A 19,953-nucleotide genomic window follows, 5' to 3' on the forward strand; every position below is an offset into this window, starting at 1 on the left:
CTTAGAGGTGGAAATCGCCGCCCGCTTCCGGCTGGTACTCCACGGCCAGCAATGTCAGTTTCAGCGTCTTGCCGCCCGGCGCCGGCCAGTCGATGTGCTGGCCAACCTTCAGGCCCAACAGTGCGCTGCCTACCGGGGCAAGGATTGATATCTTGCCTTCGTCGGCATTGGCGTCCTGTGGATAAACCAGGGTCAGGTGATAGTCCTTGCCGCTGCTTTCTTCGCGGCAGTGCACACGCGAATTCATGGTCACGACATCGGCGGGCACTTCATCGTGGCCTACCACGGTGTCGGCACGGTCCAGCTCGGTTTGCAACGCAATCACGCCCGGCAGCGTTTCATCAAGGCTATCGATCAGGCGCTCCAGACGCTGTACGTCCAGACGTGTAAGGGTGATGGAAGGTACGGTCATGATTCAGGCAGACTCCTTTGTTCTGCACGAAAAAAGCAAAACCCCGCCACAAAAAGACGGGGTTTTCACGGGCCTCGATGAGTTGAGGCGTAGCTGGACACTATCACAGCTCAATAAATAAACAACCCGGGCCAAATCTACCCATTGTCATGGGGAGCAGAATTACTGTGGCGCGGGGATTGTGGGAGCAAAGCTTGCTCGCGAAACAGGCGCCTCGATTTCAGGAAGAACGCGTCGTCTTCATCGCGGGCAAGCCTTGCTCCCACACAGTGGGCGATTACACCAGAGATTTGCGTTTAGCCGCCTCGGCACAGATCACCCGACGGCGCTCATCATCGGCCGAGCGCCATTCGCGGATATCCTCCACATGACGGAAACAACCGAGGCAGACCTTCTGCTCATCCAACTTGCACACGCTGGTGCACGGAGAGGGCACTGCGGGGCTGACGTTGCTGTAGAGCGGTTTGGGCGGCCGCGCCGGAGTGTTCTGGCTCACGCTGTCAAAGGCCTTCGAAATCCAGTTCCACCCCGGCCTGCTGCTTGACGATGCGCTCGAGCATCTCGCCCAATTGCTCTTCGCTCTTGTCGCACATCCAGCGCTCGCTTTCCTCGTCGTAGTCGAAGTGGAAACCGCCGGACACCGCCGCCAACCACAGTTGCCGCAACGGCTCCTGGCGGCTGAAAATCAACTGGCTGCCATTTTCGAACTTGACGGTCAGCACCCCGGCGGAGCTTTCCAGGTCGATGTCCAGCTCGCTTTCGTCGAATACATCCTCCAGCGTTTGCTGGGTCGCATCGACCAGATCGTGGAAACGGGCTTCAGTCAAACTCATTGCGGCAACCTCGAAAATGTCTGCTCATGCTCAAGCGCCGCAAGATACGGACGCTTCCCGGCGATTGCAAAGGATATACCGACCGACGACAGCCGGCTTTGGGAAAAGCCTCCCGGCGCCGGACGGGAACCCCGTTGCATAGGCAAGCTGCCGGGTGGCCGGTATACTCCGGCGCAATTAACGCATTTTCAAGGATTTCGCCATGAAGCGCCTGATCTCTTCCCTTGCTGCGCTCGTCGCGGTTGCTTGCCTTGTGACAGCCTGTGGTCAAAAAGGTCCGCTGTACCTGCCCGACGACAGCAAATCCCCTGAAGAACAGGCCAAGTCGTCGCAATCCAAGTCCCACGCGCACGATACCCACACCACTTATTAAGGGAACGCCATGGACGCTTTTAACTACCGTGGCGGGGAGCTGTTCGCGGAAGGGGTTGCCTTGTCCGCGCTCGCGGAACGTTTCGGCACGCCAACCTACGTTTATTCCCGTGCACACATCGAAGCCCAGTATCTGGCCTTCGCCGATGCTCTGGCCGGCATGCCGCACCTGGTATGTTTCGCCGTAAAGGCCAACTCCAACCTCGGTGTACTCAACGTCCTGGCACGCCTGGGTGCCGGCTTTGACATCGTTTCCGGTGGTGAGCTCGAACGCGTGCTGGCCGCTGGCGGCAGCGCCGACAAGATCGTTTTTTCCGGCGTCGGCAAGACCCGTGAAGACATGCGCCGCGCCCTGGAAGTGGGTGTGCACTGCTTCAACGTCGAATCGACCGATGAGCTGGAGCGCCTGCAACTGGTCGCCGCCGAGATGGGTGTCCGCGCGCCGATCTCTTTGCGCGTGAACCCGGACGTTGATGCCGGCACGCACCCGTACATTTCCACCGGTCTCAAGGAAAACAAGTTCGGCATCGCCATTGCCGACGCCGAGGATGTGTACGTACGCGCGGCCCAACTGCCGAACCTGGAAGTGCTGGGCGTGGATTGCCACATCGGCTCGCAACTGACCACCCTCGAACCTTTCATCGATGCCCTCGACCGCCTGCTGGCGCTGGTTGACCGCCTCAGCGATTGCGGCATCTACCTGCGTCACATCGACCTGGGCGGCGGCGTCGGCGTGCGCTACCGCGACGAAGAGCCGCCACTGGTGGCCGACTACGTCAAGGCGGTGCGTGAACGCCTCGACGGTCGCGACCTGGCCCTGATGTTCGAGCCGGGCCGCTACATCGTTGCCAATGCCGGCGTGCTGTTGACCCGGGTCGAATACCTCAAGCACACCGAGCACAAGGATTTCGCCATCGTCGATGCGGCGATGAACGACCTGATCCGCCCGGCGCTGTACCAGGCCTGGATGGACGTCACCGCGGTGCGCCCTCGCGCTACCGCCGCCCGCAGCTACGATATTGTCGGCCCTATCTGCGAAACCGGCGACTTCCTGGCCAAGGGTCGGGAGCTGGCGCTGGAAGAAGGCGATCTGCTGGCCGTGCATTCGGCCGGGGCCTACGGGTTTGTCATGAGTTCCAACTACAACACTCGCGGCCGCTGCGCCGAAGTGCTGGTGGACGGTGATCAGGCGTTTGAAGTGCGTCGCCGCGAGACGGTAGCCGAGTTGTTTGCCGGCGAAAGCCTGCTGCCGGAGTAAAACCATGCTGCTGCGTTTTACCAAGATGCACGGCCTGGGCAACGACTTCATGGTCCTCGACCTGGTCAGCCAGCACGCGCACATTCTGCCCAAGCATGCCAAACAATGGGGCGACCGGCACACCGGTATCGGTTTCGACCAGTTGCTGATCGTCGAGGCGCCCAACAACCCGGACGTGGACTTCCGTTACCGGATCTTCAACGCCGATGGTTCGGAAGTCGAGCAGTGCGGCAACGGCGCCCGCTGCTTCGCCCGATTCGTGCTGGACAAGCGCCTGACCGCCAAACGGCAGATTCGCGTCGAGACTAAAAGCGGCATCATCGAACTGGATGTGCGCAACGACGGCCAGATCGGCGTCAACATGGGCGCCCCGCGCCTGGCACCGAAGGACATTCCGTTCGAAGCGCCGGCCCAGGCCTTGAGCTATCAGTTGGAGGTCGACGGCACCACGGTGGAACTGGCGGCAGTATCCATGGGCAACCCCCATGCCGTCTTGCGAGTCAGCGATATCAACAGCGCGCCAGTGCATGAGCTGGGGCCGAAGATCGAAAATCATCCGCGCTTCCCCGCGCGGGTGAATGTCGGTTTCCTGCAGGTCATCGATCGCCACCGTGCGCAATTGCGCGTCTGGGAACGCGGTGCCGGGGAAACCCAGGCGTGCGGCACCGGCGCCTGCGCGGCGGCAGTCGCCGCGATCAGTCAGGGATGGATGGATTCGCCTTTACTGATCGACCTGCCCGGTGGACGCTTGTCCATCGAATGGGCAGGCCCCGGCCAACCGGTGCTGATGACCGGCCCGGCAGTACGCGTATACGAAGGACAAGTTCGTCTTTGAGTGAGTCAAACCCATGACCGACAAGCCACAGGTTCCAGCCCCGCAGCCCGACGAATCCCCCAGCCATCCGGACGCCGCAGCCGTGGCCGCGTACCTGGAGGCTCACCCGGACTTCTTCGTCGAGCATGAAGAACTGCTGGCGACGATGCGCATCCCCCACCGCCGCGGCGACACGGTGTCGCTGGTCGAGCATCAGATGAAGATTCTGCGCGAGCGCAACATCGAAATGCGCCATCGTCTTTCGCACCTGATGGACGTAGCCCGGGATAACGATCGGCTCTTCGACAAGACCCGTCGCTTGATCCTGGCGCTCATGGATGCCAACACCCTCGAAGACCTGGTGATGAGTGTCGAAGACAGTCTGCGCCAGGATTTCCAGGTGCCTTTTGTCAGCCTGATCCTGTTTGGCGATAACGCCATGCCAGTGGGGCGCTGGGTAACCCACGCCGATGCACAGACAGCCATCGGCGGCTTGCTCACGGAGAACAAGAGCGTCAGCGGCAGCCTGCGCGAACATGAGCTGGACTTCCTCTTCGGCGAAGAACAGCGCAAGCAGATCGGCTCCACCGCTGTCGTCGCCATCGCCCACCAGGGCGTACATGGCGTGCTGGCCATTGCCAGTCGTGATCCGCAACACTACAAAAGCTCGGTGGGCACGTTGTTTTTAAGCTACATCGCCGAAGTCACCGGCCGGGTCCTGCCGCGCATGACTGGTTCACTGCGCTCGGTACGCTGATGATGGAACGGCAGCTGGACGCCTACTGCGAACACCTGCGCAGTGAGCGCCAGGTGTCGCCCCACACGCTGTCGGCCTATCGCCGCGACCTGGAAAAAGTGTTGGCCTGGTGCCAGAAGCAAAACATCGGCAGTTGGGCAGCCTTGGACATCCAGCGTCTGCGCAGCCTGGTCGCCCGCCTTCATCAACAAGGGCAATCCTCCCGCAGCCTGGCGCGACTGTTGTCAGCAGTGCGAGGCCTGTACCACTACCTCAACCGCGAAGGGCTGTGCGATCACGACCCAGCCACCGGCCTGGCACCGCCCAAGGGCGAACGCCGTCTGCCCAAGACCCTGGACACCGATCGGGCCCTGCAATTGCTGGAAGGCGCTGTCGAGGATGACTTCCTGGCGCGACGGGACCAGGCGATTCTCGAATTGTTCTATTCCTCCGGCCTGCGGCTTTCCGAACTGACGGGGCTCAACCTGGATCAACTGGACTTGGCCGACGGCATGGTCCAGGTGCTGGGCAAGGGCAGCAAGACACGTTTGCTGCCCGTTGGCCGCAAAGCCCGTGAGGCCCTGGAGCTGTGGCTGCCGTTGCGGGCGCTGACCAACCCGGCCGACGACGCGGTATTTGTCAGCCAGCAAGGCCGGCGCCTCGGCCCGCGGGCGATCCAAGTGCGGGTCAAGGCCGCCGGTGAACGCGAACTGGGACAGAACCTGCATCCCCACATGCTCAGGCATTCCTTCGCCAGCCATCTGCTGGAGTCTTCCCAGGACCTGCGCGCCGTCCAGGAACTGCTCGGCCACTCCGACATCAAGACCACCCAGATCTATACCCACCTGGACTTCCAGCACCTGGCAACGGTCTATGACAGTGCCCACCCAAGGGCCAAACGAATCAAGGGCGACGAATCATGACCATCGAGCTCATCACTTTCGACCTCGACGACACCCTATGGGACACCGCCCCGGTGATCGCCAGTGCCGAGGCCATCTTACGCCAGTGGCTGACCGACAACGCCGCGAACCTGGGCAGCGTGCCGGTGGAGCATCTTTTTACCATTCGCGAGCAAGTGTTGCGCGAGGAGCCCGGCCTGAAGCACCGCATCAGCGCACTGCGCCGACGAGTGCTGTTCCGTGCCTTGCAGGACGCCGGTTATGACCAGTGGCAAGCCTCGGAGCTGGCGGACGAAGCGTTCGAAACATTCCTGCACGCCCGTCACCAACTGCAAATCTTTCCCGAGGTGCAGCCTACCCTGGAAATTCTGGCCAACCATTTCGCCCTCGGCGTGGTCACCAATGGCAACGCGGATGTACGTCGCCTGGGACTGGCGGATTATTTCAAGTTCGCCCTGTGCGCCGAGGACATCGGCATCGCCAAGCCTGACGCCCGGCTGTTCCACGAAGCCTTGCAACGCGGCGGCGCCACGGCGCAAACCGCCGTGCACATTGGCGATCATCCGGGTGACGACATCGCCGGCGCCCAACAGGCCGGCTTGCGGGCAATCTGGTTCAATCCGACGGGTAAAACCTGGGATGCCGAGCATGTACCGGATGCAGAGATTCGCAGCCTGACCGAGCTGCCGGGGTTACTGGCGGGGTGGCATAGCCAACCCTGAACCGCCTGTTTTGTGGCCACCAGACCTCAAATTGTGGGAGCGAGCCTGCTCGCGATAGCAATGGCACATCCAGCGTCGATGTGACAGATGGATCGCTATCGCGAGCAGGCTCGCTCCCACAGGATCCGCGGCGCCTGGCCTGAAGATTTTTATAGCCCATGAAAAAGCCCGCAGCGACGGCGGGCTTTTTCAGCAAGCAAGAAGCAGATGCTCAGATCGGGCGGCTGCCGTACTTGTTGTCCGGTTTCTTGGGCGGATCCGCAACAACGTTGGCCTCCACTTCCTGCACTTTACCGCCTCGGGCCAGGAACTCCTCCATGGCCTTGGCGAGCGCATCACGCTCCTTGTTCTTGGCCTCTACGCTCGGCAACTCGTCGACCGAAACCGCCGCCTTGGCCTTGCCTTTGGCGGTTGGCGCCGGTACATCGGCCCCATCGTCGTCGGCGACGTCTTCAGCCGCCGCTTCCAGGCCTTCTTCGGTCTCGTCTTCGTCACCTACTTCGAGGTCGTCGTTTTCCAGATCATCGTCGCTCATGTTCTACCTCATGACTTGCGAAAAGCAGATTAGTTATAGCCCAGCTTCGCCGTCTGTCGAAGGCTGCCAGAAAAAATTCAACATCCGCCGGCAATCAGCGGTTACTCCCCATCACCGTACAAAGTGGCGAGGACTTTACGAGCACCGCCATGATCACGGTGCTCGCCCAGATAAACACCTTGCCAGGTACCCAATGCCAACCGTCCCGCCGTGACCGGCAGACTAAGCTGACACCCCAGCACGCTGGCCTTGAAGTGCGCCGGGAGGTCGTCCAGGCCTTCGTCGTTGTGCTCATAATCGGCGGTTCCTTGTGGGATCAGCCGATTGAAAAATCGTTCGAAGTCTCGACGCACCGCCGGATCGGCGTTCTCGTTGATGGTCAACGAGGCCGAGGTATGCTGCAGCCACAGATGCAACAGACCGACACGACATGCCCGGAGTTCAGGCAGGCCGGCGAGCAACTCGTCCGTTACCAGATGAAAGCCCCGAGGCCTTGCCCGCAGGGTTATCAGCGTCTGTTGCCACATACAGATCTCCGCACGTTCGGCGCGCATTCTAGCGCGCTCTGGGAAAAAACAAAGGGCCTAATACGCCTGCTTTGGTGTAAGCCGATGGCGGTAGAAAAACCCATGTCGCGTACATAACAAAAGACGTCGGAAAAACCGACACATCCTGTGAGCAATGACAAACTCCAGACAAAAAAATGCCCGGCGAACCGGGCATTTTTTATTGCGTGTACTTACAGATTGTAGCCACGCTCGTTGTGCTGGGCCAGGTCCAGGCCGACCGCTTCTTCTTCCTCGGAGACACGCAGACCCATGACGGCGTCCAGGACCTTGAGAATGATGAAGGTGACGATCGCGGTGTAGATCACCGTGAAGCCTACACCCTTGAGCTGAATCCACACTTGCGCGCCGATATCAGTCACGGTGCCGAAGCCACCCAGGGCCGGCGCTGCGAACACACCGGTCAGGATCGCGCCCAGGATACCGCCAATGCCGTGCACGCCGAAGGCGTCCAGGGAGTCGTCATAGCCCATTTTGCGCTTGAGGGTAGTGGCGCAGAAGAAGCACACCACACCCGCCGCCAAGCCGATGACCAGGGCGCCCATCGGGCCCACGGTGCCGGCAGCCGGAGTAATCGCCACCAGACCCGCCACCACACCCGAGGCAATGCCCAGTGCGCTTGGCTTACCGTGGGTGATCCACTCGGCGAACATCCAGCCCAACGCCGCAGCAGCGGTTGCAATCTGGGTAACCAGCATTGCCATACCGGCGGTGCCGTTGGCCGCGATGGCGGAACCGGCGTTGAAGCCGAACCAGCCTACCCACAGCATGGCCGCACCCATCAAGGTGTAACCCAGGTTATGCGGTGCCATCGGGGTAGTCGGGAAGCCCTTGCGCTTACCCAGTACCAGGCACGCCACCAGGCCAGCAATACCGGCGTTGATGTGCACCACGGTGCCGCCAGCGAAGTCCAGCACACCCCAGTCCCACATCAGGCCGCCGTTGCCGGACCAGACCATGTGCGCAATCGGTGCATACACCAGGGTGAACCACACGGCCATGAAGATCAGCATGGCGGAGAACTTCATCCGCTCGGCGAACGCGCCGACGATCAGGGCCGGGGTGATGATGGCGAACGTCATCTGGAAGGTGATGAACACCGCTTCAGGGAACAGGCCAGTCAGGCTACTAGGCGTGAGGCCCGCCAGGAATGCCTTGTTCAGACCGCCGACGAACGAATTGAAGTTGACGACGCCCTGCTCCATCCCCGTGGTGTCGAACGCAATGCTGTAGCCATAAATGACCCACAGGATGCTGATCAGACCGGTAATGGCAAAGCATTGCATCATCACGGAAAGAATGTTTTTCGACCGAACCATACCGCCGTAGAACAGCGCCAGGCCGGGAATAGTCATGAACAGTACAAGAATTGTGGCAGTGAGCATCCAGGCAGTGTCGCCGGAGTTCAGGACTGGGGCTGCCGCTTCTTCTGCCATGGCCAGGCCAGGCGTTACGAAGGACAACAGGGCTCCTAGCCCTGCGAATTTACGCAGAGTCATATTGTTTTCTCCTGGGGCGTTGGGTTTGGCGGCTTAGATAGCGTCGGTATCGGTTTCGCCGGTACGGATGCGAATAGCCTGTTCCAGATTGACCACAAATATCTTGCCGTCACCAATCTTGCCGGTATTGGCGGCCTTGGTGATCGCCTCGATAACCCGGTCCAGATCCTTGTCGTCAATGGCGACATCGATCTTCACCTTGGGCAGGAAATCAACCACGTATTCCGCGCCGCGATACAGCTCGGTGTGACCTTTCTGCCGACCGAAGCCTTTGACCTCAGTAACGGTAATGCCCTGCACGCCGATTTCGGACAGCGACTCGCGCACGTCGTCCAACTTGAACGGCTTGATGATGGCAGTGACTAGCTTCATGAAACTTTCTCCCGAATTGGTGGACTTGCCCCAGGAAAACAAACCCGACTCAAGTCTAAGCGCAGTGCCTGGCTTTGTAACGCATCGTCGGCCCAAGTTGCCCGACCGGTGCCAGCTAACCACTCTGACGAAGCTCCCCGCCTCGCCGGCTGCACTGCATTCGTCACAGCGACTGCATCAGTGCATGGGTCATCAGCCACTAAGCAGAAACCTTGCCATCTGTGCCCAAACCTTCTGATTTCAGTCTCTTACCCACTGTGCCGGCTCGCGCCGCACCCCGAACCGGAACAATACGCACAACATCAGTGCGACGATGCCCGGTCCAGTGCGCGAAAAGCGTGCACTCCTTGCTCGCCAAATGAATATAGACGCTGCGTGATACACTGCCCTCATCGTTTTCAGGACACCTGCCATGCTTGCGCCCAAAGACCTCCTCGACGCCCTGAGCGGCCACGCTTCCCGCCTCTTGAGCGGCGACACACCCCTGCCCAAAAGCGAAATCGAAAGCCAGTTCAAGGCCCTGCTACAAAGCGGGTTCAGCAAGCTGGATCTGGTCAGCCGGGAAGAATTCGACAGCCAGATGGTCGTACTGGCCCGGACCCGGGCGCGGTTGGAGAGCCTGGAGGCGAAGGTGGCGGAGTTGGAGACGAAGATAAATCCTCCTACCGAATAAAATCCCCCAGCAGGAGCTGCTGAAGGCTGCGATTTTTTGTCTCGCTCCCCTGCCCCTGCAACGCTTTCTTGCCGAGGCCTCAAGCCGACTAGGTCAGCCACACGCGGCTCGCTGGGATTGACCTTGGGCCAGCGCCAGCGGCAACTCCAGGGTAAAGAGCGCGCCCTTACCCGGCCCCGCGCTCTGCACCGTCAGCTCGCCGCCCATCTCGTGCGCAGCCAGAATACAACTGTGCAGGCCAAAGCCGTGACCGTCGGCGCGCGTCGTAAAACCATGCTCGAACACCCGGGTGAGATTGTCCCTGGAGATACCCTCGCCGTTGTCCTCGACCTCGATCCGCACATGCTTGTCGTCAGTGGCCTTCAGACGCAGGGTAATGCGCGACGGTCGATCCGCCACCGAATCAAGCGCCTGCTTGGCGTTGTTGATTAGATTGATCAGTATTTGCAGCACCTTGTGCTTGTCCAGCGACATCATCGGAATATCGGCGAGCTCCTTGATCAGCGTCACATGATGACGCGCCAGGGACACATCGCAGATGCGCACCACATCCTCGATCAGCTCTCGCAGCGAACCCGGCTCCAGCACGCTGGAGTTACCGGCATAGGACTGCTGGGTGGCGACGATTTCCTTGATATGGTCGATGCTCTTGGTCAGCTGCACCAACTCATCGATCATGCTCCGCTGCTCGGCTGCCAGGGCTTCGGCCAACTTGCCAAGATAGCCGGGTAGCGCGCGACCTTTCGGATCGCTGCTGATAAAGGCGCCGAGATCATCGGAATGCTCCTTCATCAATTCAGCAACCCTGATCACCCCCTGCCCCTTGGATGCGTGCACTTTCTCGTACAAGAGTCGGGCTGACACATTGACGCTATTGAGTACATTGCCCACGTTGTGCAGCACATTGGTGGCGATTTCCGCCATACCGGCCCGGCGCGCGGTAGTGACCAGTTCGGCCTGCGCCTCACGCAACTCGTCATTGACCCTGGCCAGTTGCTGCGGGCTGGGGATCTTAAGGGCCGCAGGCACTAGCCGAACCAGCAGGATGGCAGTAATCACCGAGGCGATAGCAGTGATTACCTTAACCAGCGCCGACAGCCAATAGTAGGGCTGCCAGATAGTCAGGATTTCCATCACATGGCTGGTCCCGCAGGCCAGGATGAACACACCAAAAGCCGTCAGCATCCAGTCAAAAGGCACGTCTTTGCGCTTGTGGATAAAGTACAGAAGGGTGAAGGGGATGGAGATGTAGGACAGGGTGATCAAGCCATCGGCAATGACATTGGTCCACAGCAAATCCGGTCGCCACATATAGCAATGCCCATGGGGTATAAAGCGCTTGTCGGTTAACAGAGCCAGCAGATCGTTCATGGGCCACTCACTCCCTGTGCCGTAGATGCCGATTGGACAAATCGGAGTCTAGCAGGGGCTGGGGCGGTCATTTCGAAGGCTCCGTGAAACGACCGCAGAGCCCTGCTGAACGAACGCGCGCCCTATCGCCATCGTGTTCGCGGGGGTGATCGGCCATTAGTAACCGCAACATCCTGGCAAAATTTTCGCCTTCGATTGCCCCACCGAAAGCCTATCCCACGACTAACCTTCAAGAGCCGCAGGACGCGGCCCCTTATTCACTCAAGGAACGATTGCATGTCGCTCGCCATTGTCCATAGCCGCGCCCAGGTGGGGGTGGAGGCTCCTGCCGTTACCGTTGAAGTCCATCTGGCCAATGGCTTGCCATCACTGACGATGGTCGGCTTGCCTGAAGCGGCGGTGAAGGAAAGCAAGGACAGGGTACGCAGCGCGATCATCAATTCGGGCCTGAATTTCCCGGCGCGGCGCATCACGCTGAACCTGGCGCCGGCGGATCTGCCCAAGGACGGCGGGCGGTTCGACCTGGCGATTGCCCTGGGGATCCTGGCGGCCAGCGTACAGGTGCCAACCCTGATGCTGGACGATGTGGAATGTCTCGGGGAGTTGGCGTTGTCCGGCGCGGTGCGCCCGGTGCGCGGTGTGTTGCCCGCGGCGCTGGCGGCGCGCAAGGCCGGGCGTACGCTGCTGGTGCCGCGAGCGAATGCCGAGGAAGCCTGTCTGGCATCGGGGCTGAAGGTGATCGCGGTGGACCATTTGCTCGAAGCGGTAGCCCACTTCAATGGCCATACCCCGGTGGTGCCTTATGTTTCCAACGGGCTGCTCTCGGCGAGCAAGCCCTATCCTGACTTGAATGAAGTACAAGGCCAGGTCGGGGCCAAGCGCGCATTGCTGATCGCCGCTGCGGGAGCTCATAACCTGTTGTTCAGCGGACCACCAGGCACCGGCAAGACATTGCTGGCGAGTCGTTTACCGGGGTTGTTGCCGCCACTGGCTGAAAGTGAAGCCCTGGAGGTCGCCGCGATTCAGTCGGTCGCCAGTTGCGTACCGTTGAGCCATTGGCCGCAGCGCCCGTTTCGTCAACCGCATCACTCGGCGTCCGGCCCGGCGCTGGTGGGTGGCGGCTCAAAGCCGCAACCGGGAGAGATCACCCTCGCCCACCATGGCGTGCTGTTTCTCGATGAACTTCCATTTTGACTTTTTAGGTTTGGTTGTCAAAATCGAATTTAGACCGTCAGATCAGGGCTTACCATGGCATTTCCGTCCATACAATCGTTGCCAATCTTCTCAAATGGGGTCCACTATGATCACTATCCGTATGAGCAGCTGAATGAATACCAAAGGGCAATATTTACCGACGCAACGTCGAGCCGTGGTCGGCTATGTTCATCGGTGAAGCAGATTACGCTTAAAAGTTTTGAGTGCTACCTCCAGATAACCCGTCAGCTGGCAACTCCGCGATCGCAATCGAAATTCCGAAAGGTGGCGGAAGGCTTCCTAGGTTTTTTATATTCAGAAAAACATATTGAAACGACTCCGCTACTTCGCGCCCAACGAGCGAAGTTTTTCATATCAATAATTCCTTTCCTATCAGAGAAATACCCCAGCAAGAAAGAGTATTCATTTCCCTTGACTATCGAAGCAATAAACAAATACATAAGTGTGCTGAATAGCTTAGAGCAATGCCCCAAAAAAATAGAATATTGGCGAGGATGGCCGTTGCTGAATGTTTCTGGAGGAATGCATTTTCTTCCCTTATGGGCGTTTTACCGAAAGCTTGGTGCCGACTTTACAAGGAAACTCTATTCTGAAACTCATATCTTCCTATCAGGAAGGCGTTATCGAGCAATGCCAATGCTATCGAATCTAGGAGATTTTATAGAGACTCAACCATCAGATATCACACCTACACACTTAACTTCAGACGTATTCATGAGCGAATTCTGGGATCGTTTTGTGAAGTATTACGTTACAACAGCATATGATAGCGGAAAAGGACAGAAACTAAGCACCATCGCATCGGCCTGGAACGTACAATTCTCAGCTTTCGTGCGCAACCAACTTATTCCAGCATCCCTACTAAGCGGGGGGTATGCTGGATTACCCGTGTTACCAAAGAGACTTTATACCGACGCGGCTTCAAGAATCAGCACTGGAAATGACGGAACACTCGTTCATTCAAAATTATTGCACGATATTCCACTAGAGATTACCGACCAAGCGGCTATCTACCACATCTTTGACAGCCTAAACTCATCCATGAACGACTTAACAACCTGGGCTAAAGCTGAAGTCGCAGATCTGCATGCCAGACTAAATCGTCGATTGCGAGAAGCACCGAATGGAACACTGCGCTGGATCGGTGGATCTGGAGAAAACGAGGGAGGCCAAATTCAATGGATGAGAGATCGGAATAATCCAGCGTGCTTTGCTAATGCAGCACGAAATATCGAAGAGCACTCCTATTCATATATAATGGAGCGAGCCGTCCAAATTTTTGCTCCGCCATTTGCAGAAACAGCATATGAGCTAGGATTAGCAACAACAAGCTCATTGTACCCACACTGTCTACTACTCGTTAGTCTGTATCCAAAAATCACCGTTGGTTTCTTGGAAAACTTGGAGATATATGATGAGCATGGGAAAAAAATTGGATTCATCCCAACCGACAACGGGTATCAATTAGTTGGATATAAACTTCGTAGAGGGCACCGTGAAGCTGAGCAGGTTATTAGCCTTTGCGAGTACGGTGCATATCTTGTTCAACAAATAATGGACGTCACCGACTACGGCAGACGATACCTACAATCTATTGGAGATGATAATTACAGATATTTATTATTATCCGCAGTTAGAAGCTTCGGCAAATTTCAGCGACCAAAGTTAGCTTCGGTTACCACATCACCCATCCCAATAGAAAGACTGGTATCCGGCTTAAAGAAATACACGAACCTAGATCATGCTGAAGCTACGTACCTCGCACAACGCGCTAATCTCTCCACAATTCGCGCGACCGCTGGAGTAATGATCTATTTAGAATCAAAAAGCGCAAAAAAAATGTCCGAAGCTCTTGGCCATAAATCATTTGATCCATCGTTGTTAGCGCGCTATCTCCCAGCACCCATTTGGGATTTCTTTCAAGATCGATGGATTAGAATTTTTCAAGCAGGAATAATTATCGAAGCGATGGATGGGAGCCCATACAAACTGAAGGCTTCAGGTTTTGACACCTTAGAACAGGTTGAGGAGTTTTTATTAAACCACTCGATACAACTCCCCCCTGAGGAATCAAACACTCGCTTTAGCGAGGTGCGGCCCGACAGCTCTATATTGGTATCACTGAATGAACAAATTTTTGAAGAACTATTAAAGCTTAATGATTCAAGGTACAAATCTAGCAGCCATATACAATCAAGTCTTTGGAAAGATCTGAGCTCTAAAATAATCACTCACGTTGACTCGTGCCTTAGTGATCGACCAGACATTCAGCTTGCACTCTCTAACGCTAAAAACAAACTAGGGATAACCATTTAAATGAACGCGAAAGAAAATATTCACGCGTTGGCCTTTCTGGAAGAAATGTTCCCCTCCCAGAAAACTCGGTTTGAAAGCGAATGGTTGACCTCGGACTTTGATTCCAACGTATGGTGCTTTGATTTCGCGCGCGGGTATAGATTTTGTGTAAATTTCAACGTGGAGCTCGAGGACGGGTCTAAACTTTCCGCCCCCAAAAACAAAAAATTATTGAAATTATTCAAAAACTGGATAACCGTTCAGAATACCCAGAATTTAAATCAAGGTGTAAAACCAGGTAGTATCACCGCGTACGCTAACACGCGAAGAGCGATAAACATCATTGACTACCTTTTGCTGAACAGTTCGCGCCTTAAGCTCGCTAGCCATGGATTAAACCTTCTAACAGAAAACGATGTCGCAGCGTTTTTTATCAGTTGTCGAGTTCGGAAAAAATTGCTGAAGGGGTCTATAACTGGCGACAAACTGTGGTCGATTTCCTAAGAAGATCCAGTGAATGTAGCGATCAGATTGTCTCACGTTTCGCTGAAAAAAATCCCGATCTCTATTTTTTAATGATTCAAAATGAAACAGCATATGGCCTTTCGCCAAGCGAAACTCTTAAAGTCAAAATATGGCTACATGAGAACGATTATTATAGCCCCATTCTCAGCTCGGGGTACAGGTTAACGGTAAGCATCACCCGACTGGCATCACACATCTATAAAAATACCCTTGTGGGGGGCGCTATAAAAAGTGCTTTACCTGAGCTAAATCTGGCCCCTTATCCAGGGATGACAACTGAGTACAATGTCGTTGGCGTTCGTACGGCAAATGAAGACTCGATGTCAGATCGACAGTTTACCAAATATTATGCAACTTTTATGGCGATAAACAAACTGCCAGAATTAGGAATTGAAATTCCCAGTCATGCTTTTACTAAGCTCAGTTTGAGTGCTTTGAAAGCGCACCTAAATTTAGCGCAAACCATGCGTTTTAAGACATTGAGGCCGAGTATCCTATTACCTGCGCTGCAGAAGGCTATCGATTTTATTTACGAGTACGGAGAAGACATTTTCCAATCTGCTTCTGCTGTCATTGCTGCTCAAGCAAAGTATGGTGAGAGCGTAAACGATCCTGATTCGGATTGGTGGGTTCGCAAAGCTATCACACCTCGTTTAGCTGGGTTAGGAGTCCAATGCTGGAGTCTTAGCACCAAGATGCTGGCTGGCAAAAAACTCTCTAAAGAACTTAGAGAAAACAAAGTTCAGGAGTATTTTAACAGGCTCCGCAGTAACGAGGGGCTGTGGGAACTGTTACGAGTATATTATGGCGCAGCGCAATTGATCATCGGATTACTGATGGCGCGGCGCCAATCGGAACTTAAAAGCCTGATGCCGTTTGAGTGCCTTGATGACTCAAAGCGAAATTTAATATTTTTTAACGCAAAATCCGGATTTTTATCCAATAAACAAATTTTAAAAAGACCCATTCCAAGTATCGGCGTTCACATTATTGAAACATTGGAAAACTTCCAAAGCCTGCTGCTCAAAAATAAACTTATTATTGAGTATACATATTTGTTCGCCCCGCCTGACAGATATGCAAAAGGACTAAAAAAGAGCTTACATTCGCCTGCCTACAATAGAAGTATTGATTTTTTCTGCGACTACATTGAGGCACCTCGAAACAGCGAAGGATCAAGATTTTATTTCCGCCAGCACCAACTGAGGCGCGGCTTTTCGATGATATTTTTTTGGGGCAATTCATTTGGTGGCCTCGACACATTAAGATGGTTCTTGGGCCATGCGGATCTTGAACACCTCTATCATTACATTACTGAAGCCACTCCTGGAGAAGTACTTCGCGGGGTAAAAGCAGCTTATCTGGCAGACTCCTTAGCGGCTGGCGATAAAGAGGTATCCAATGAACTCGCGGCAGCTCTACTTTCACATTTTGGAACATCTGAATTTACCATACTGGATTCTCAAGAAGTAGAAATCTACTTGGAAACACTAATCGAAAACCACTCGCTAACTGTCGAGCCGCATTTTATCAAGATAGACGACGTAACTACCTATAGGCTGGTAACCAAGCTGATAAAATCAATATGAACAAAAAACTTCATTCGACTATCAACCTTTACAATTTACTTCTCGATATTGCCTCTCATCCACACAAATATCAGAAATCAGCGATAGGAGCTTTCTTAAAATCACAAGGCTCATTAGCTCGACACTCAGCTCCGGATAAAAACATCTATCCTTGCTCTTTAAATACGTTGAAGACCCGTGCTGATTGCTTTCTTGCAGGAGGCTTTGAGGCTATGGATCATGCAAGAATTTCGGCACTAAAAGCGTGTTCCCCAGTAGTGGTTCTGATTTCTGCTCAAGACAAACCTAGAACGTTAAAAGACGACGTCATTGCTCTTAAAAAAGAAATACAGTTTCTCAACGAAGAAATTCTTTGCTACACCATCGCATTAGAAACAAGCATGGAACAGGCAAGAACGTACGCCAAGAAGACAAACAATATAGTAAATATTCAACTCTGCGAGAAACAACAATCGGAAATTTATGCACTATTGAAATACCCCAGAGTAACGACCAATGACTAAACTTTATCGTTTGACATCAGCACACTTTCAGCTACCTTTAGCGCTACTTTCCGATCAAACATATATTTTCAACTCAGCTTCGTACATCCCGATGCTTCGCTATCCTAACGGCACATGGTGTCACTACTCTAATTGCTACATGCATTCTCTTTATAGAAAAGGATTGTCTCGCAATAACAAAGGCGGAACATTAAAAACCTATGCGGGCAACATAAGCCATTTACTGCGCTTTTGTTCGGATAACGCGATTGATGTTGCGCAAATGACCGACAGCCTCTTTATACTATTCATGCAGACGTTGCTTAACGACAAGAAATCACTGTCTACAACACACACACTTCGGTCGACAACTTCAATACTTACGATAGGGAAAAACTGTATCGACTTACTGGTCTATATCGGAAAAATCACCGGTAGAGATGAGTTTGTCGGTAAAGATGGAGTGATCAAAGCTGAAAAAAGAAAAGCTGAAATCGATATTGGGAACGGAAGAAAGCGCATCACCAAATACTATTGGCATCACCGTTCATTTCCTGAGCCATCTCCTGACAAAAAAAGATTCCCGATTACTGACGCTCATTCTAATGCCATTATCGAAGCAGCCGCTGGTACTGAGGACCTTTTTCTCAGAAAGCGTAGATTCGTGATGCTTAAACTACTTGCCCATACTGGTTGCCGACGTTCTGAATTGGTTTCGATAACGACGCATGATGTATATGCAGCGCTTCATGAGCCAACCATCGGCTTAAAATTGATGACGGCGAAAAAGCGCGGAAACTCAATCCATCATCGATACTTGCCCATCTCAATTCCGGATTTGAAATTCATCGCCTCTTATATTGAATTTAACCGACTCCCAAAAATTAGATCTCTGGGAGTTGAGGACGATGGCATGCTGTTTATCAGTGCACGCACTGGAAAGGGCCTTATGCCAAATACGATCACACAGGAGATCTCGGAGTTGGCGGGACTAGCTGGCATCAATGAGCGCTTATCTCCACACATGTACAGACATCGCTTCATCACTCAATATTTCATAAAATTGATTATTCAGCATGACTTTAATAATTCTGATGAGTTCAGGAACTTACTAATCAACACTGAATCCTTCAAACGTGAGGTGCAACAATGGACAGGTCACACAAACATTAATTCTTTAGACAACTACATACATCTTGCTTTCTCGGATATATCCAACAGAAAAGAAGTTGTGGAGGCGGCAATCCGCAGCGAGCACCTTTCATCGTTACTACAAACTGTCAAAATGGCCCAAGCAGAAATAAAAGCGGGATTTACCTCATCATCAGTTAATGAGCTGTTGAATACGATATCCGAATATCTAAATGAGCTTCAGCACTCGGCCTAACAAGCGTTATTTGGAATTATCAGTTTTCTACTAGCACACCAAAATCAAAAGTAAATGAGATCAGGGTTGATATTGTCGAGTGGCCGTTCACGTACTTTGCACAGCGATTAGCTGATCCGAATTGCTTGCCCCCTCCTTAACCATTGGCTTAAAATTCGAAGGTCGCATGCCGACCCTGAGGTTGGAGAGAATTGTCAGGCCTCCATATCTTCTGAAGATATGCATTTAGGTGAATGTTTGCTTGCACCAGCCAGGCCCCCAACTGGCTCAAAATCTCGGTCAAAGCTTGCTGCGCGTTCCAAGAATCTGCTCTGTTTGAGAGACCGCTTTTCCAGAACCGAGCGGGCTATCCGCCTGTATTCGACAATCTGCTTAAGCTTTAAACGTATCTTCTTTGGTCTTCTCATGATGATCCTGGGGGTATCGATGTAGGCGTTTATGGAACGACTTGCTATAGACGATGCGAATTGCAATCGGTATGCCTATCATGCACCACAGCAGCCTTAGAGACATTCCCTGAGCGGTTTATCAGCCTTGAGGAGCCTTATGCCTAGCCCAAATCTTTCTGAACTACTTGCTCAAGTAACAGAGATCGTTCAACACGCAGGCGCTCTCCTCGCGGCCGAGTGGAGTCTTCCAGAGGGTCCTCGAGGCATTGGTGACAAGGCCGCGATCGATGTCGAAATAGAATGTTTTTTGCGACCAGAACTTCTCAGCGTGTTCGACTGCGATTTTTGGGGCGAAGAGACCGGGCATGTTCTGACAGGACAGTCGTGGTGTTGGGTTGTAGACCCTAACGATGGCACCAGTGATTTTTTGAATGGCATGAAGGGATCAGCGATATCAGTGGGGCTACTGCATAACACCATTCCCGTGATGGGGGTCGTATACGCACCAGTGACTTCTGAGGGGCGCCCCGACTGCATCGGTTGGGCTGAGGGCACCCCCCATTTGATTCGCAACGGTCGAGCTGTGTCTGTACGCCTCGAAAATAAACAGCTTTCGAATCAAAGCACGATCATGGTGAGTGCAGCTGCGGTGACAAAGGCAGAACTCAATCGTGAACTGTGTGCTCCAGGACATTTCCATGCAATGCCATCGATCGCGTACAGACTGGCAAGAGTGGCTGTGGGTGACGGAATTTGCGGCATCTCTCTCTACGCTGTTTCAGCGCATGATGTTGTGGCTGGTCATGCGCTGTTGAGAGGTGCCGGAGGCGTCTTATTGGATGAAAATGGGTCCGAGATTCGCTATGCGACAGAGGCACAGATGACGGCTGTTTCGCAACGCTGCTTTGGTGGATCACCTTCAGCATGTCGCGAGTTGAAAGCTCGTGAATGGAATCTGGTGCTCGGGGGTTCAAACGCTATTGATTAGAAGCCTGACTATTGACCA

General features: G+C 54.2%; 20 protein-coding genes and 1 pseudogene. 13 read left to right on the forward strand and 8 right to left on the reverse strand.

The genetic code is table 11. The features are described 5' to 3' along the window. Nucleotide 1 precedes the first annotated feature (1 nt). From rnk to cyaY, 3 genes are all read right to left on the reverse strand, one after another. Nucleotides 2–412, reverse strand: a complete 411-nt coding sequence (gene rnk, locus HQ912_RS27275) for a nucleoside diphosphate kinase regulator (RefSeq protein ID WP_047226129.1) — start codon at nucleotides 410–412, stop codon at nucleotides 2–4. Nucleotides 413–689: 277 nt separating this feature from the next. Continuing rightward, on the reverse strand, nucleotides 690–908 hold the full coding sequence (locus tag HQ912_RS27280) for a DUF1289 domain-containing protein (protein WP_047226130.1): 219 nt from the start codon (nucleotides 906–908) through the stop codon (nucleotides 690–692). Between the two features lie 4 nt (nucleotides 909–912). Further along, a complete protein-coding gene (gene cyaY / locus HQ912_RS27285) occupies nucleotides 913–1,245 on the reverse strand; it encodes an iron donor protein CyaY (protein WP_047226131.1) in 333 nt (110 codons plus the stop codon). A gap of 202 nt (nucleotides 1,246–1,447) precedes the next feature. Between cyaY and lptM the strand changes: the two genes are divergently transcribed. The 6 genes from lptM to HQ912_RS27315 are packed head-to-tail and all read left to right on the forward strand — an operon-like array spanning nucleotide 1,448 to nucleotide 6,049. Next, the gene (gene lptM / locus HQ912_RS27290; protein ID WP_047226132.1) at nucleotides 1,448–1,618 is read left to right on the forward strand and encodes an LPS translocon maturation chaperone LptM; all 171 of its coding nucleotides are present in this window, start codon (nucleotides 1,448–1,450) and stop codon (nucleotides 1,616–1,618) included. Nucleotides 1,619–1,627: 9 nt separating this feature from the next. Beyond that, complete coding sequence (lysA, locus tag HQ912_RS27295; protein ID WP_047226133.1) at nucleotides 1,628–2,875, forward strand: diaminopimelate decarboxylase; 1,248 nt, start codon at nucleotides 1,628–1,630, stop codon at nucleotides 2,873–2,875. 4 nt (nucleotides 2,876–2,879) lie between these two features. Next, nucleotides 2,880–3,710 (forward strand): diaminopimelate epimerase, encoded by an 831-nt coding sequence (gene dapF / locus HQ912_RS27300; RefSeq protein WP_047226134.1) that lies wholly within the window; start codon nucleotides 2,880–2,882, stop codon nucleotides 3,708–3,710. A gap of 13 nt (nucleotides 3,711–3,723) precedes the next feature. After that, nucleotides 3,724–4,446 carry a DUF484 family protein gene (locus tag HQ912_RS27305; protein WP_047226135.1) on the forward strand — a complete coding sequence of 241 codons (723 nt, stop codon included), beginning with the start codon at nucleotides 3,724–3,726 and terminating at the stop codon, nucleotides 4,444–4,446. Nucleotides 4,447–4,448: 2 nt separating this feature from the next. Next, the gene (gene xerC, locus HQ912_RS27310; protein ID WP_076383081.1) at nucleotides 4,449–5,348 is read left to right on the forward strand and encodes a tyrosine recombinase XerC; all 900 of its coding nucleotides are present in this window, start codon (nucleotides 4,449–4,451) and stop codon (nucleotides 5,346–5,348) included. Next, the gene (locus HQ912_RS27315; protein ID WP_173407503.1) at nucleotides 5,345–6,049 is read left to right on the forward strand and encodes an HAD family hydrolase; all 705 of its coding nucleotides are present in this window, start codon (nucleotides 5,345–5,347) and stop codon (nucleotides 6,047–6,049) included. Before xerC ends, HQ912_RS27315 begins: the two co-directional genes overlap by 4 nt. 211 nt (nucleotides 6,050–6,260) lie before the next feature. Here HQ912_RS27315 and sutA read toward each other — a convergent pair whose 3' ends face one another. The 4 genes from sutA to glnK form a co-directional block, all read right to left on the reverse strand. Continuing rightward, nucleotides 6,261–6,584: a transcriptional regulator SutA gene (gene sutA, locus HQ912_RS27320; RefSeq protein ID WP_014340827.1), complete on the reverse strand. Its 324-nt coding sequence runs from the start codon at nucleotides 6,582–6,584 to the stop codon at nucleotides 6,261–6,263. Between the two features lie 101 nt (nucleotides 6,585–6,685). Further along, nucleotides 6,686–7,111: a secondary thiamine-phosphate synthase enzyme YjbQ gene (locus HQ912_RS27325; protein WP_047226195.1), complete on the reverse strand. Its 426-nt coding sequence runs from the start codon at nucleotides 7,109–7,111 to the stop codon at nucleotides 6,686–6,688. A 212-nt stretch (nucleotides 7,112–7,323) separates the two neighbouring features. Further along, the gene (locus HQ912_RS27330; protein ID WP_047226138.1) at nucleotides 7,324–8,649 is read right to left on the reverse strand and encodes an ammonium transporter; all 1,326 of its coding nucleotides are present in this window, start codon (nucleotides 8,647–8,649) and stop codon (nucleotides 7,324–7,326) included. 33 nt (nucleotides 8,650–8,682) lie between these two features. Next, nucleotides 8,683–9,021 (reverse strand): P-II family nitrogen regulator, encoded by a 339-nt coding sequence (gene glnK, locus HQ912_RS27335; protein WP_002555808.1) that lies wholly within the window; start codon nucleotides 9,019–9,021, stop codon nucleotides 8,683–8,685. Between the two features lie 412 nt (nucleotides 9,022–9,433). On the opposite strand from glnK, the gene HQ912_RS27340 reads away from it, so the two are divergent. Further along, complete coding sequence (locus HQ912_RS27340) at nucleotides 9,434–9,694, forward strand: accessory factor UbiK family protein (RefSeq protein ID WP_047226139.1); 261 nt, start codon at nucleotides 9,434–9,436, stop codon at nucleotides 9,692–9,694. A gap of 93 nt (nucleotides 9,695–9,787) precedes the next feature. On the opposite strand, the gene HQ912_RS27345 is transcribed toward HQ912_RS27340, so the two are convergent. After that, nucleotides 9,788–11,065: a sensor histidine kinase gene (locus HQ912_RS27345; protein WP_047226140.1), complete on the reverse strand. Its 1,278-nt coding sequence runs from the start codon at nucleotides 11,063–11,065 to the stop codon at nucleotides 9,788–9,790. Between the two features lie 276 nt (nucleotides 11,066–11,341). Between HQ912_RS27345 and HQ912_RS27350 the strand changes: the two are divergent. The 6 genes and pseudogenes from HQ912_RS27350 to HQ912_RS27375 form a co-directional block, all read left to right on the forward strand. Next, a pseudogene (locus HQ912_RS27350) lies at nucleotides 11,342–12,253 on the forward strand (YifB family Mg chelatase-like AAA ATPase); the annotation flags it as partial. Nucleotides 12,254–12,313: 60 nt separating this feature from the next. Beyond that, nucleotides 12,314–14,596 (forward strand): hypothetical protein, encoded by a 2,283-nt coding sequence (locus HQ912_RS27355; RefSeq protein ID WP_143513850.1) that lies wholly within the window; start codon nucleotides 12,314–12,316, stop codon nucleotides 14,594–14,596. A gap of 467 nt (nucleotides 14,597–15,063) precedes the next feature. Then, nucleotides 15,064–16,689, forward strand: a complete 1,626-nt coding sequence (locus HQ912_RS27360) for a hypothetical protein (RefSeq protein ID WP_260990058.1) — start codon at nucleotides 15,064–15,066, stop codon at nucleotides 16,687–16,689. Continuing rightward, the gene (locus tag HQ912_RS27365) at nucleotides 16,686–17,192 is read left to right on the forward strand and encodes a hypothetical protein (protein ID WP_143513849.1); all 507 of its coding nucleotides are present in this window, start codon (nucleotides 16,686–16,688) and stop codon (nucleotides 17,190–17,192) included. The genes HQ912_RS27360 and HQ912_RS27365 overlap by 4 nt, the downstream gene beginning before the upstream one ends. Continuing rightward, a complete protein-coding gene (locus HQ912_RS27370) occupies nucleotides 17,185–18,558 on the forward strand; it encodes a tyrosine-type recombinase/integrase (RefSeq protein ID WP_260990059.1) in 1,374 nt (457 codons plus the stop codon). Before HQ912_RS27365 ends, HQ912_RS27370 begins: the two co-directional genes overlap by 8 nt. 546 nt (nucleotides 18,559–19,104) lie before the next feature. Further along, a complete protein-coding gene (locus HQ912_RS27375; protein WP_090401485.1) occupies nucleotides 19,105–19,935 on the forward strand; it encodes an inositol monophosphatase family protein in 831 nt (276 codons plus the stop codon). Nucleotides 19,936–19,953: the final 18 nt, after the last annotated feature.

Source organism: Pseudomonas sp. MPDS (genome assembly GCF_013283895.1).
In the GTDB taxonomy this organism is placed as follows: domain Bacteria; phylum Pseudomonadota; class Gammaproteobacteria; order Pseudomonadales; family Pseudomonadaceae; genus Aquipseudomonas; species Aquipseudomonas rhizophila.

Excerpts from the sequence above, each read along its gene's own strand:
- rnk (WP_047226129.1), bottom strand. The coding sequence starts at position 412 with ATGACCGTACCTTCCATCACCCTTACACGTCTGGACGTACAGCGTCTG.
- HQ912_RS27305 (WP_047226135.1), top strand. The coding sequence starts at position 3,724 with ATGACCGACAAGCCACAGGTTCCAGCCCCGCAGCCCGACGAATCCCCC.
- glnK (WP_002555808.1), bottom strand. The coding sequence starts at position 9,021 with ATGAAGCTAGTCACTGCCATCATCAAGCCGTTCAAGTTGGACGACGTG.
- lptM (WP_047226132.1), top strand. The coding sequence starts at position 1,448 with ATGAAGCGCCTGATCTCTTCCCTTGCTGCGCTCGTCGCGGTTGCTTGC.
- dapF (WP_047226134.1), top strand. The coding sequence starts at position 2,880 with ATGCTGCTGCGTTTTACCAAGATGCACGGCCTGGGCAACGACTTCATG.
- HQ912_RS27330 (WP_047226138.1), bottom strand. The coding sequence starts at position 8,649 with ATGACTCTGCGTAAATTCGCAGGGCTAGGAGCCCTGTTGTCCTTCGTA.
- HQ912_RS27345 (WP_047226140.1), bottom strand. The coding sequence starts at position 11,065 with ATGAACGATCTGCTGGCTCTGTTAACCGACAAGCGCTTTATACCCCAT.
- xerC (WP_076383081.1), top strand. The coding sequence starts at position 4,449 with ATGGAACGGCAGCTGGACGCCTACTGCGAACACCTGCGCAGTGAGCGC.
- HQ912_RS27340 (WP_047226139.1), top strand. The coding sequence starts at position 9,434 with ATGCTTGCGCCCAAAGACCTCCTCGACGCCCTGAGCGGCCACGCTTCC.
- HQ912_RS27325 (WP_047226195.1), bottom strand. The coding sequence starts at position 7,111 with ATGTGGCAACAGACGCTGATAACCCTGCGGGCAAGGCCTCGGGGCTTT.
- HQ912_RS27370 (WP_260990059.1), top strand. The coding sequence starts at position 17,185 with ATGACTAAACTTTATCGTTTGACATCAGCACACTTTCAGCTACCTTTA.
- sutA (WP_014340827.1), bottom strand. The coding sequence starts at position 6,584 with ATGAGCGACGATGATCTGGAAAACGACGACCTCGAAGTAGGTGACGAA.
- lysA (WP_047226133.1), top strand. The coding sequence starts at position 1,628 with ATGGACGCTTTTAACTACCGTGGCGGGGAGCTGTTCGCGGAAGGGGTT.
- HQ912_RS27375 (WP_090401485.1), top strand. The coding sequence starts at position 19,105 with ATGCCTAGCCCAAATCTTTCTGAACTACTTGCTCAAGTAACAGAGATC.
- HQ912_RS27365 (WP_143513849.1), top strand. The coding sequence starts at position 16,686 with ATGAACAAAAAACTTCATTCGACTATCAACCTTTACAATTTACTTCTC.
- cyaY (WP_047226131.1), bottom strand. The coding sequence starts at position 1,245 with ATGAGTTTGACTGAAGCCCGTTTCCACGATCTGGTCGATGCGACCCAG.
- HQ912_RS27315 (WP_173407503.1), top strand. The coding sequence starts at position 5,345 with ATGACCATCGAGCTCATCACTTTCGACCTCGACGACACCCTATGGGAC.
- HQ912_RS27355 (WP_143513850.1), top strand. The coding sequence starts at position 12,314 with ATGGCATTTCCGTCCATACAATCGTTGCCAATCTTCTCAAATGGGGTC.